The 12,427-nt window shown below is 50.8% G+C and carries 12 protein-coding genes, 1 tRNA gene and 1 pseudogene; 12 read left to right on the top strand and 2 right to left on the bottom strand.

What is annotated here, in order from left to right; genetic code table 11:
* The first annotated feature begins 4 nt into the window (after window positions 1-4).
* The 10 genes and pseudogenes from B5E65_RS02250 to B5E65_RS02205 form a co-directional block, all read left to right on the top strand.
* Window positions 5-283, top strand: coding sequence for an Imm32 family immunity protein (locus tag B5E65_RS02250; RefSeq protein ID WP_087170369.1), 279 nt, complete (start codon window positions 5-7; stop codon window positions 281-283).
* The gene (locus B5E65_RS02245) at window positions 280-1,392 is read left to right on the top strand and encodes a hypothetical protein (RefSeq protein WP_087170155.1); all 1,113 of its coding nucleotides are present in this window, start codon (window positions 280-282) and stop codon (window positions 1,390-1,392) included. The genes B5E65_RS02250 and B5E65_RS02245 overlap by 4 nt, the downstream gene beginning before the upstream one ends.
* A 53-nt stretch (window positions 1,393-1,445) precedes the next feature.
* The gene (locus tag B5E65_RS02240) at window positions 1,446-1,835 is read left to right on the top strand and encodes a hypothetical protein (protein ID WP_087170154.1); all 390 of its coding nucleotides are present in this window, start codon (window positions 1,446-1,448) and stop codon (window positions 1,833-1,835) included.
* Between the two features lie 36 nt (window positions 1,836-1,871).
* On the top strand, window positions 1,872-2,621 hold the full coding sequence (locus B5E65_RS02235; RefSeq protein WP_087170153.1) for an SMI1/KNR4 family protein: 750 nt from the start codon (window positions 1,872-1,874) through the stop codon (window positions 2,619-2,621).
* Window positions 2,622-2,680: 59 nt separating this feature from the next.
* Entirely contained in the window at window positions 2,681-3,193 is a 513-nt protein-coding gene (locus B5E65_RS02230) for an SF0329 family protein (protein WP_087170152.1), read from the top strand.
* Window positions 3,194-3,212: 19 nt separating this feature from the next.
* On the top strand, window positions 3,213-3,572 hold the full coding sequence (locus tag B5E65_RS02225; RefSeq protein WP_087170151.1) for a hypothetical protein: 360 nt from the start codon (window positions 3,213-3,215) through the stop codon (window positions 3,570-3,572).
* A 35-nt stretch (window positions 3,573-3,607) separates the two neighbouring features.
* Window positions 3,608-4,816, top strand: a complete 1,209-nt coding sequence (locus B5E65_RS02220; protein ID WP_087170150.1) for an RtcB family protein — start codon at window positions 3,608-3,610, stop codon at window positions 4,814-4,816.
* A gap of 18 nt (window positions 4,817-4,834) precedes the next feature.
* Window positions 4,835-5,188 (top strand): hypothetical protein, encoded by a 354-nt coding sequence (locus B5E65_RS02215; RefSeq protein WP_087170149.1) that lies wholly within the window; start codon window positions 4,835-4,837, stop codon window positions 5,186-5,188.
* A complete protein-coding gene (locus B5E65_RS02210) occupies window positions 5,179-5,484 on the top strand; it encodes a barstar family protein (protein WP_087170148.1) in 306 nt (101 codons plus the stop codon). Before B5E65_RS02215 ends, B5E65_RS02210 begins: the two co-directional genes overlap by 10 nt.
* A 21-nt stretch (window positions 5,485-5,505) precedes the next feature.
* Window positions 5,506-6,273, top strand: a pseudogene (locus tag B5E65_RS02205) (hypothetical protein); the annotation flags it as partial.
* 157 nt (window positions 6,274-6,430) lie between these two features.
* Here B5E65_RS02205 and B5E65_RS02200 read toward each other — a convergent pair.
* Window positions 6,431-9,361 (bottom strand): TOTE conflict system archaeo-eukaryotic primase domain-containing protein, encoded by a 2,931-nt coding sequence (locus B5E65_RS02200; RefSeq protein ID WP_087170147.1) that lies wholly within the window; start codon window positions 9,359-9,361, stop codon window positions 6,431-6,433.
* 26 nt (window positions 9,362-9,387) lie between these two features.
* Window positions 9,388-10,692 (bottom strand): RNA-binding domain-containing protein, encoded by a 1,305-nt coding sequence (locus tag B5E65_RS02195; protein WP_087170146.1) that lies wholly within the window; start codon window positions 10,690-10,692, stop codon window positions 9,388-9,390.
* Between the two features lie 392 nt (window positions 10,693-11,084).
* Between B5E65_RS02195 and B5E65_RS02190 the strand changes: the two genes are divergently transcribed.
* Both B5E65_RS02190 and B5E65_RS02185 read left to right on the top strand, forming a co-directional pair.
* Window positions 11,085-11,160, top strand: a tRNA-Pro gene (locus tag B5E65_RS02190).
* A gap of 328 nt (window positions 11,161-11,488) precedes the next feature.
* Window positions 11,489-12,427 (top strand): abortive infection system antitoxin AbiGi family protein, encoded by a 939-nt coding sequence (locus tag B5E65_RS02185; protein WP_087170145.1) that lies wholly within the window; start codon window positions 11,489-11,491, stop codon window positions 12,425-12,427.

Here is a 12,427-nt window from a genome sequence, read left to right as displayed (position 1 = left end):
GGCGATGCAAACCAAAACACTGACCATTCAACTGAATGATGAACAACTGCCCATCCTTCCAGTGGAACCGGAAGCTCACCTCTCCTTTACCACTCATGCCGATGGAAATGAATTGGAGCTAACGGGAAACCGGGCGGGGCTGCTCCTGTTGGCGAAAGCCGCTTTGGGAATGGCAGAAACCGTTCGTGAGGATGGATTCCATATCCATTTGGATGACCTGTATAGCATCAACTCCGAGGGAAAAAGTATCCTGATCCGAAGGGAGGAACGGGCAAAACCATGATTGAAAAAACCTTTATAAACCCAACCACGAATAAACAGTGGCGGATCGAAATTGACGGACATACCATCCGAACCTGCTTGAATGATGGGAAGGTCAAGGAAATCCTGTGCGACTCCGCCTTCCAGGTCAAGAGCAAGGCAGCCAGCGCCATGATGGGCCAGATGCGGAAAGGATTTGTCTATCAGAATCCGGATGCCGCTATTGGTCAGGCGCGGTGCTATCGGTTTGTCGGTAAGGACAGTAACGGTTTTATGCCCCTGGCTACCACCCTCACACGGGATGACTTCTTCCTGACGAGGGTCGTCGGAGATTTTGAGGACGAGACCCTCTATCACTTCAATGGCAGCGGGGAGATCCTTGAAACGGTCTCTCTGGGTGCCAAGCGGATGACCTATGAGCAGATCCTTTGCCCCAACGATACCCTGCTGCTAAACAACAGCTATCTTCTCCAGCAGTTCTCACTCCGCACTCATGAAATCACGCCCTTTGCCAACAAGAAAAACAGCATGAAGACCATGCTGGATGCCAGCGGCGAACTGGCCCTGTGGTACACGGGCGAGGAGATCGTCGTCTATGACTTTGGCAGCAACACGGAAGTATGGCGGGAAACGGTAAAATGCAAGAAGTCAAAGGACCCGAATTTTGCCTATTACTGCTTCGGGATGCTCTCTCCCCGGCAGAGCAAAGCGGCCTACCGTGTCACCGAGGGTGAGTATGTGCTGGTCGATCTGAAGTCCGCCCAAAAAGTTGTGATTTCCAATGCGGGCTGGCATCCCTTCTTCTCTCATGATGACCAGTGCTTCTCGGTGGGCGGCAGGTTCTATCTGACCCAGAGCGGAGAGGAGATAGCCAATCCTTTCCCGTTTTCTGTCCGGCAAGGGCTGAGTTTTTCAGACACCTGCGCGGTGAAGACAAGGGGCAGCCTGATGGCCGTTCAGCAGGATCGTGGCAGCTCCCCCATAGAGCTGTGGGATACCGGCAGCGGCCAGCTGCTGACCACCATTGATGACCCCTTTGTGGTGCGGCAGGTGAATTTTGCCTTTACCCAAAGCGGGCTTGTCCTGCACACCGATTACGGGGCCATGAGCATCTATTCCTGCGCCCTCTGAAACGGAGAAGTGAACTATATTTATTTTTACGATGAGAAAATGGAGGGGGCACAATGAACTTTAGCGAAGCAATGCAAATGCTTGGAACCAAGTTGCAAGGAAAGTACGGGCATTTAGGATTCAAGTATAAAAAATCCGACAAAACACTTACGAGACACAGTAAAAATTTCACCTATATGATTGCGTTTTCCTCATTCGGCGGGAACACAAAGGATAGCATAAGCATAGAGGTTTGCTATATAATCAACACCCGTCCATACGACCCTTATGGTTATGCCAAACCAGACATCAACACACAACCGCTGTTTTACAGTTTAAGAGACAATGAAATATATCTTGATATAGGAAATGAAGAAAAGATTTACAATGCCTTTGAGATTGTTTGTCAGTGGATGGATAAAATACTGATTCCAAAAATGAATGAGCTTTGTGCTACCGAGTAATGTGGAAGTGATGGCGGAGAAAGAGCGTGGACACCTATGAACACAGAATCATTGACAGCAAAGCTCCTGGACCTGGTCGAAGGCCGGGAAACACCGGAAAGTTGGCGGAGCTGGTGGGACGAGCATGAGCCGGAACTGGAAACCCTGCTGAGTCGGGGCGAGTTTCTGAAGCTAAAGCCCTGCCGGCATGGCTTCCAGTGGGTCCCGGTGTTTGGTAGCCAAAAGGGAGCTATCGCCATTCTGGAAAAGAGCGGCACACCATTTGAAGCCAGCAATCTCTACCAGGAGCGGTATCTGGCCGAGCTGGACGCTTTCTGCAAGGAACAGGAGCGGGTGCAGCGGGAAAAACAAGCGAAATTCAAGGCCGACAACCCGGAGATGTTTCGACGCTACCCCAAGTTCTCCAAGACACTGGCAAAGGTGCTGGACACCTCTGATGAGATCAAGCCCGCCGCCACGGAGGAGCAGATTGGGAATCAAGAAAGCGTGCTGGACTTCACGCTCCCGTCCCAGGTGCGGGAGTTTTTCCTGCTGACCGCAGGCATCAATGTATCCACTGGCGTGATTCTTACCCTTTCCGGGATGTTTGATCTGACCATCCATGGAGAGCGGTATTGTGTGCTGGGCGAGTTCTGGAAAGAAGCGGACGGCGACCAGCTCCTGCTCCGCCCCGGAGAGGATACCATCTGGTACTACGCCCATGAGCAGGACAAGGTAAGGCGCCTCTGCAATGATATGACAGAACTGCTGGAGAAGAAACTGGCGAGGTATCTCAATGAACACTGAAAACATCGCCCATGAAAAACGCTATCGGGACTGGCAGCAGTGGAAAGGAGGCAATCACTATGTCAACCTGGAGCGGAATCCGCAACAAATTAGAGCATGACTACCTGTGCCCGGCGCTCCGGGGGCGCATCCAGTATTTTGCCGCCAGCTACCGGGAAAGCCATGACCAAACAGACCGGGCGGCCATTCGACTGAACGGCGTAGAGGTGCTGCGAAGCAGCTACTATGCCTATGAACAGAACTACTGGAACAGATATCAGGCCCTGCGGCGGGAGGGCGTCGGTGAGGACGACCCGAAGGCCCCCTTCCGGCTGGCCCATGAAGGGACGCTGAACGACGGCTGTTTTGACAACAATTTTCTCTATGAGGCATTTCACGAATTTGATAACCAGAGCATTGAGAACAGCCTTGTCAGCGAGAATCCTCTTGTCCGCATCTTTGCCCTCCTGGACCGCAGGCTGGGAAAGCGCCGACTGCTGGCTTTGGGGAAATCCATGGAGCAGGAGCTGGACTGGGTGCGGGCCTTCTATGTGATCCGGATGCAGGCAGAAGGGCTGATGGAAAAAGAATAACATTTCAGGAGGAATTGCCATGTCACAGATCGCATCCTTTTATCTTCTCAAAGACGGCCAGCGGCAGGAACTGTCCAACGGCGACTGCTCCGGCGCGGTCTATATGGCCATCTGGGACTGGTGTGAGAGCGAACTGGATCTGGATGTCCGTTTTCCTGCTCCCCAGACGGAGGACACTCTGGACTGCGCTCTGCTGGAGGGAGAGCTGGCGTCTCAACTGCTGGCAGCTCTGCGGGAGCAGGAGCTCCCGGAGCTGGCCGCTGAAATTGCCCCGGGCTGGGATCTGCCCACCGAGGCGGTACAAAGCGGACTTGAAACGCTGTGCTCCCATTTGGAACTGGTGCAGGACGATGCGGCCCTGTTGTACGAAATGACTTGACAGAACCATGCCCCATAGAATATTGCGAGGAAATTATGATCGAAATTAAAGGAAAATACAATGAGGCCAAGATCTTCACCGATGTGGTGGACAGTGCCTCCATCGCACAGGTTCAGGAACTGTGCAACCAAGAATTTACGGCGGGAAGCCGTATCCGGCTCATGCCCGACATCCACGCCGGGGCGGGCTGCACCATCGGCACCACCATGACTATCACCGACAAGGTGGTACCCAATCTGGTGGGTGTGGACATTGGGTGCGGCATGGAAACCATCCGCATCCGGGAGGGACGGCTGGAGCTTCAGAAGTTGGACAAGCTGATCTATGAGAAGATCCCCTCCGGCTTCTCCATACGGGATAAGGCCCACCGCTATCTCAATGAGATCGACCTGAGTGAACTGTGCTGCGCCCGCCATGTGGATCTGCTCAGGGCAGAAAAGAGCATCGGCACCCTGGGTGGCGGGAACCACTTCATTGAGGTGGACAAGGACGACGAAGGGAATCTCTACATCGTGGTTCACTCTGGCAGCCGTCATCTGGGCGTAGAGGTGGCCGGCTACTATCAGGAGGCGGGCTACAAGGTGCTCAACCGTACCGATGATGCGTCTCTTCAGACGCTGGTGGCTCAGATGAAGGCGGAGGGTCGGGATAAGGAAATCCAGAAAGAACTGAAGAAACTGAAAAACCTCAAACAGACCAGTATCCCCAAGGCTCTCGCTTATGTTTCCGGAGAACTGTTTGAGCAGTATATCCACGACATGAAGATCGTCCAGCACTTCGCCATGCTCAACCGGCAGGCCATGATAGACGAGATCGTCAAAGGCATGAAGCTCCATGTGGAGGAGCAATTCACCACCATCCACAACTATATCGATACCGACGCTATGATCCTGCGGAAAGGGGCCGTGTCCGCCAAGGAGGGCGAGCAACTGCTCATCCCCATCAATATGCGGGACGGGAGCCTGCTCTGTGTGGGCAAGGGCAACGAGGACTGGAACTGCTCCGCTCCCCACGGCGCCGGCCGCCTGATGAGCCGGGCGGACGCTAAACAGTCATTCACGGTGTCTGAATTCAAAAAGCAGATGGCAGAGGTCTACACTACCTCGGTGAGCAAGGCTACCTTGGATGAGTGCCCCATGGCCTACAAGGGGATGCAGGATATTCTGGACAACATCGGCCCCACGGCGGAGGTGAGGAAGATCATCCGCCCCATCTACAACTTCAAGGCCGGGGATGAGGATTAAAAAACGGAGAGAAATACCATGGTGAGAGATGGACTTGTGTTCAAAGATGAGGATGGTCAGGTCATATTCAACCAGTACAGCTTCTGCGAACTGGTGAAGCATCTGCTGGTGGAGCTGGTGGGGATCTCCTATGCGGAAGCCTCCCAGACAGTGGAACGCTCACCGCTGGCAGCGCCAGTGGCCGATGCCTTGGGAGTGGCGGTATTCAGCCATGACCTGCCTTATTACTGGGCTATGTCTTTCTACTATGGGAACGGTTACTGGTGGGAAAAAGGCATTCCGGCGCAGCCAGAGGATATGGATGCCTATGAAGCTTTGGAAAATAAGATCATGGAGAAATACCACTTAAAGGAGCCATTTATATGGATATGAGAGAGGTGTTCACCATCGACGGCCGCCGCTTTTCTAACATGGCCGGTTTTTATGACGAGGTGGAGCGGGTATTTACCTTCGGTTTGGACTGGAAGATCGGTCGGAACCTGAACGCCTTTAACGATATTCTCCGGGGCGGTTTTGGGCGGCATGAGTATGGACAACCCATCCACATCCAGTGGCTGGCCTTTGAAAAAAGCGTCCGTAATCTCGGGAAAGAGACTATGGACACCATTGTGGAAATCATTTTGGATACCGACCATTCCGGGCACGACTGTACCCTGGAACGGCTTTGACCAAGCAGAGGAGGCATCACTATGGGACTTGACATCTACGCCGGAACATTGACCCGGTACTACTCTCACAACTGGAAAACCGTTGTCCAGCAGTGGGCTGAGAAAAATGGATATACCTTCAACCGGATTACCCCAGATGGAGAGCCTGCCGATGATGGGGAGGAGCTGTCCCCGGCGGAGGTTCAGGCGGCGGTAGAGAACTGGCGGGACCAGATTCTGGCTGCCATCGCCCAGCCGGGGCAGGAGCCCTACGCCCCCTGGCCGGAGGACAATGAGAAACCCTACTACACCGACAAGCCGGACTGGGACGCCTTCGGCGCCATGCTGCTGGTGGCCGCCTGCCATACATATGGAGAGCCGGTGCCGCCTACTGTGGAGAAAAACTGGGACTTTGGGGAGCATCCTCTGATCTCCCGCCTTGCATCAGATGAGGAGCGGGTCTGGTCCCTGTTCCGTGGGGCCACTCGGTGGCTGCCTCTGTCGGATGCCTTCTTCTTTCAGGCCCCTCTGCCCACCGACGATCAGGCTATGATCGCCACCTTGGGCGGTCTGCGGAAGGAACTGGAGAAGCTGAACCAGCTGGCATGGCAGGCGGATGAGGACACCATCCTCGATTGGGCCGACACCGAGGGCTACCCGGTGGACGGCACCATAGGCTCGGACGGACAGTACAGCAAAGCGGACATCCCGGAACACGCCCAGTACGATACCCAATCCCTGGCCAAGTTTGCCTTCTCCATGTTCTGGCGGACCATGTGGTTTGCCGAGGAACAGCGGGCGCCCATTTTGGGACCGCATTCCCAGACATTCGAACCCCACACGCCGGACCAAACACTGCCAAACAGGGTTAAAGAGCATTGAAAAGCAGCAGAAAGCAGCGGTTTTTCTCTACCCCTTTTCTCCATTTCGTGTAATCCCAAATGCGGAAATATCCCGAAGACGACCCCTACATAGAAACATCTTCCATGACAAGCTGTTCGCTTTCTGCATGACCAGAAAGTGCCAGAAACTCACCGGCAATGTCTGGATTTTTGAACCGAAGCACATCCGTATCTTTTCTGCCAAACGCAAGAAAATCCACGCCGCCATACCACACAACGCTTTCATCAACGACGGCATACCGCTGATTCAGTTCTTTGTGCGTATGGACCACAATACCTGTCTGCCTCATCATTTTGATCGCTTCACACACACTTTCTTGATTTGATAATTCTCTGCTATCTGCCGTTCTGGTATGGATCGCAATTTCGACACCGGAAGCAACCGCCTTCTGTAAAGAGGGAAGAAGTTTCACGATTCTGCCTTTTTGCAGATAAGGACTGACGATAACCACGTTGCGGGCGGCATCATCCAGGTCCTGCTCAAAGGGAAGCATAGATGAGTATCCGTCGTAAATCACGCTGACAGACTGATCCGCTGCACCGAATTTGACCTGATATCCCAGTTCCGCATAGCCCTTCAGGCGTTTATGATACATCCGCTCCAGGGTGGGAACATGGATATCCACATAATCATAGATGCGAGCTTCCTGCTTTCCTTCATAATTTCTATGGAGACGTCCGGCATACTGTGCCAATGTACCTTTCCACGATATGGGCATCGCCAGAAGCAAGGTGTCCAGCCGCGGAGAGTCAAATCCCTCTCCAATATACTTTCCGGTGGCAACGACCACCACGTCCTCATCGTCAGGCACATTCTGCAATGCTGCCAGCTTTTCACGCTTATCCTTTTGCTTCTCACTACCAATAAGCAGAAAGACATTTTTCACTTGATCCGACAGACAACCAGCAAGCAATACAGCGTGTTCCTTCCGCTCCGTCAGCAGAATCGGTGTACGCCCCTCCTGTATCAACTTCAAAGTGTCTGACACCAACAGTTCGTTCCTGTTTTGATTTTCAATTACTCCGACGTACATATCCTGAATCCCATTGGCATTTGGTAGCCTCATGCGTGTAAATCTGGGAATTACAATGTGAGAAAAGCTTCGCTTTTCTGCCTGACTTTTGGCGTCCACCAAATACCGGACAGGGCCGCACTGCATAAAGATGATGGGATGATGACCGTCCTTGCGGACAGGAGTAGCAGACAAACCGTAAACATATTTGGCTTCAACTGCTTTCAGCACGGTTTCGAAGGTGAATGCGGCCACATGATGGCACTCATCTACAATGACCATTCCGTACTCTGTCACAAAAGACTTTACCGTCTTTTCTTCTCCCTCAAGCAGGGACTGCATGGTGGCAATATCGACAATCCCACTGCGGGAATTCTTTCCGCTGCCGATTTGGCCAATGAGGTACTGTTTTTTCTTCCTGCCGCGCTTTTTGGGAAGTTCCGGCAGAACCTCATGAACATTCAGAAATTGTTCCAGCGAGGATTTCCACTGTTCCAGCAATGCGCTGGACTGCACCAATACCAGAGTATTGACTTTGCGCTGTCCAATCAGATAGGCGCCAATCACAGTTTTTCCAAACGCAGTAGTTGCTGAGAGAACGCCCATGTCTGCGGCAAGCAGGGCCTGGGCAGCAGGTTCCTGTTCTGGGCGCAGCACCCCATTGAATTCCACATCAATGGAACGTCCCAGTGATCTGTAATCTTCCAGAATGACAGGGATTTCATATTGATCAAATAACCCCAGAATCTCATCCATGCAACCACGGGGAAGGCCGATGTATTCCTCATCTTCATAGCCGCAGTCCAGAACACGAGGAACGCCATAAACGGAAATGCGCATGGCTTGCTTGGAGCGAAATTCCGGATTTGGAAACGCCGCAAGTCTCTTGAGCGTATTCAATGCCCCTTGAGAGAAGTCTTTTTTCTCAATATAGATCAGATTGGAACTATACAGGCTTACCTGCAGCGGAAAATCTCTGTGTGTCAGTTTTGTCTGGGTTCGCTTGCGCTTCCATGGCACTTGCTTCTCCCCAGCATCTTCCAGTTCTCCCATGTCGCCATGATGACATAGTTTCCCCAGACATTCTTCCAACTGTTCCGGTGTAATTTTGGGCAGGGAGGACAGAAACGCCCACTGATCGGGATAAGGCTCAAAGTGATCATCCACAAACAGAGAATTTCCGTCTTTCTGCGCCTGGCCTTGAAATGGCAGGGCAATCAAATTCCCAAAACCGCCCTTCGGCACAATATCCTGAGACGGGAACAACCGGTCATAGGATGAAAAGGATAGCTCATGTCTGCACGACATGGTTCGGGTCAGCAAACCGGTCCCCAAGCGCCTGGCATCGGCGGCAGAAACAGGCTCCGAAAAGAAAAACCAGATATGTGCGCCGTTTCCGGAACGGGAGCGTTCCACTGCTGGTACAAGTCCTGCTTCTTTGCAGGATTTGCAAAATGCAGTCACATCAAGCTTCCAGTTTTCTTCATCAAAATCCGCAGCCAACAGCCAGGTCCTGTTGTCCTCCAGCATCGGATAGATTGCCGCCACATCTCTGCACAAAGCATCACGGCCCATCAAATGCGCCTTGACCACATCGGCCGTGAGTGGCCGAAACTCACGGTTGGGGCACTCTACGCACCTGTATTTCTTTTTATCACACAGGCCATGCACCCATTCATTTTTACAGACTGGGGTGTAACCGGTTTTCCCGGTGGTCGTGCTGTGATATCGGCGTGCATATACATCTTCCCGCCCTTTGAAAACAGAGAGGAAATACTCGATTTTCTCCTGTGAGGAGCTGTGTGCGTGAACCGGAGCAGACTGCACATCCGTTAGCGCACAGCTGCGCCACAGCGGCTCGGAGCATACCGCCCTTTTGCCGTTTTTATCTTCACAGAGAAGCAGCGCCTGCCCTCCATCCAGAGACGGGACAATTTCAAGAAGCGCATACTCCCGGTTATTGATGATCGCTTTTCTATTCATACACAGTCCCCCCTCCACACCCACAGTCACTTCCGTCTATACTTTGTTTTCCTGCCGTTTCCATCCTGATAAATCAGGCCCTTGGCGACCATGTGTTTCAGAATTCGGTTGGCTGTGGCTTGGCTTACATCCAGCAGCTGATCCACATCACGGCGTACGATATGGCCATGGGAACCAATGAAATCCAGAATCCGCTTTTCATCGCCTTTGACCGTGCCAATCAATGTCTCTGTATGATTTGCGCCGGCGTTCCTGTTTGGCAGCGTGATTTTGAATGCGTTGCTTGATACCTCGATTTTTGGTTTCAATTCCGTCTCCCCATAGGCGTTCATAATTTTAGGCATACCTGTGCCGTATGCCTCAATCAGCTGCAGACGATAAAATATGGCTGCCAGCTTGGGATTTCGGCAAACCGAGAGTCCCAGCATAATGTCATCCAGTTCAATGCCGGAAAGCAGTCCGCCTACAGAGACAAATTCAATTCTGTCGGCATATACACTGACCAGGGTGCTTGCACGGAAGGAATAGTCTCTGTGGACCAGCGAGTTCAGCAGCGCTTCCCGCAGTGCATCTTCCGGATAATCCCGTGTGTCGATTCGGTATAGCCCATCAAAAGTTGCCTTTGTCTGGTTACGCATATCCAGATAGCTGTACAGCTCCTCCATTTGCTGAAACAGCGAACCGTCAAATTCCCTTCTGTCCTGAAAAGTTCCTTTATCTTCTCCCGAGAAGGTCGCCGCCTTAATGGTGCTGGGACACTGATCGGACAGGAGCAGCGCCACATTGGAGTAGATACCATCTGCGGAAATCATCCCAAGGGTCTGCATTTTTGCAGCATCAAATGGGATATTCTGCTTTTCAAATTGCTTCTCTGCCGCTTCAAAGCTGAGGTTCTGTTCCAGCGAACGCATGGATTCGAAGCTGTCACCATCGGTTTCTTTGATCATTCTTCGGATCGCAGTATCTGTAGCCGGGTCAGAAGATGTGCCGTTTCTGACATAGACCCCACTGGGTTTCAATCCCTTACTGCCCAGATAATAGGGCCGGTCGGTTCCTTTTTGAATGGTCACAGCAATGATATCCTTGTCGCCGACGTGTTGGTTTTCGTAGCCCACAAACATTGTCACATCAGGCTTGATGGAATCTCGAATCATATTGTTTAGCTGCAAAATGACTTGGTCGGCGTTTTTGACCCCCAAGACATTTCCATCGTTGCTGACGCCAATATACAGCGTACCGCCTTTTGTATTGGCAAAGGCAATGACTTCTTTGCAGATATCTCCCACGACCTCTGCTTTCAGTTCAACAACTTCACTCTCAACAAATGCCATACACAGCGCCTCCTTTTCTTAGTTGTCATTATAATCATTCTTGTCATTCTTGTCAATTTGTATTCATCTGACAAGAAAATTATTCCGTGTTGTCAAAGCCCACGGTCCAGAGTATTTCTTTGTTTATGCGGCGTATTTCCTGCGCCTCTGCTCTGAGATGAACCATCTTGTCATCGCCCCCTAAAACCGGACGGAACATCTTTTAATATACAGAATCCAATCCCACACAAATCCCAAAAGACGAAAGATTTTCTTGAAACAAGCAGGGCAAAAGAGTTCTAAAGAGGAACTGGCGGAGCAACAGAAAGCGTCAAAGAGGGCGGCAGAGTGCTGTTTGAAAGTTCTGACACACGTTTGGGAGAAACCGCCCGGGCTGTCCCACAATTTCATATCGGGGTGTTGCGCAGTTGGTAGCGCGCCTGCTTTGGGAGCAGGAGGCCCGGGGTTCGAGTCCCCGCACTCCGACCACTTTTTGCAGAAAAACCGCCTTTTTAGGCGGTTTTTCTGCGTTTTTAGTTCTGTTTTTGCAGTTTGGATAACTGCCATTCAGCGGTGGTTTAAGGGGCAGAAAAGCGGCGTGAGCATGAGCGAGGATAGTCGCCGAAACCGCCAAATCCCTAACCCATCCCTAATTGGCGTGACTGCCGTTTTCTCGTTGTGGATACGACAAATTCTTGAGTTTTCCAGCCTTATCCACTATAATAGTTCTACGGTGAGCCTTTGCGCCACCAAGGCAGCCGTGTGGGTGTATTCCCATGCGGCTTTTTGACTTTAGAAACCAGATGGAGATGATGGTATGCTCGCTAATAACCAGATTTCCTATTTACCATATGATGACTATGCGCAGAGTGCCAATACGCTTTTTCATTTCATGAAAAAGCAAGAATACTTGAACTCCATTCTCCGTCGCAGGGCCATAATTCCACGGTATTGTATTGAGACCATAGACTACCTAAATATCCGAAATGGAACTCGCTTATTTAACGAAGTTGCCATTTTGCAAAAGTGTTTCTGTGATATTCCTTTTCACAAACTTGCAGATTCATTCGCTGTAAATGTTGTTGGTGATGTTTATAAATCCTTAAGCAAGGATGAACGGGCTGATCTCGAAAAGAACAACACACATTTTGCTTATTATGGAGAATATGCAGTAGCTTTTTCGAAAAGTTGGGGTGAAAAAAAGCATCTCCAGCCGGTTCACTATCTTAACAAAGATTCCCAATATGCAAAAGATTTTTCTGCTCTATTTGGTCGAGTTTTCAAGGATGATGACATTCCAGAAGAATATTCCCAAGATGTAATCAATCGTTTAGCGTACATCAAACCTTTGCGAGGGATTATGAAAAGGAAAATCACTCGTAGCGATTCCAGTTCTGCTACAATTGAAATCCAAAAAAATTTCCATGATGAGCGTGAGTGGAGATATGTTCCGAATGTTGAGGTTCTTACTGCTTTGAATACAGAAAGCATCATCGCTAATCCTTATATAATTCCTTTGGCCGACGAAATTAGCAAGGGGTTAGAACAGGATAAATACAAAAAACTTTGGCTTGACTTTTCGTTTGATGATATACGGTATATCATTGTTCCGGATATCCTCGCCCGAATTGAAATTATTAAAACTATAACCGATTTACCTGATAGTTGTTTCGAAAACCAAGACGATATTTTAATGCAGAAGAATGTTTTAATCAGTAAAATCCTGGTGCTGGAAGAAATCAGAAGGGACTGGTAA

Origin of the sequence: Gemmiger sp. An120 (genome assembly GCF_002160955.1) — a bacterium.
Classification (GTDB): domain Bacteria; phylum Bacillota; class Clostridia; order Oscillospirales; family Ruminococcaceae; genus Gemmiger_A; species Gemmiger_A avium.
The sequence above is the reverse complement of the archived record's forward strand: the minus strand, read 5'-3'. Positions and strand labels throughout refer to the sequence as shown.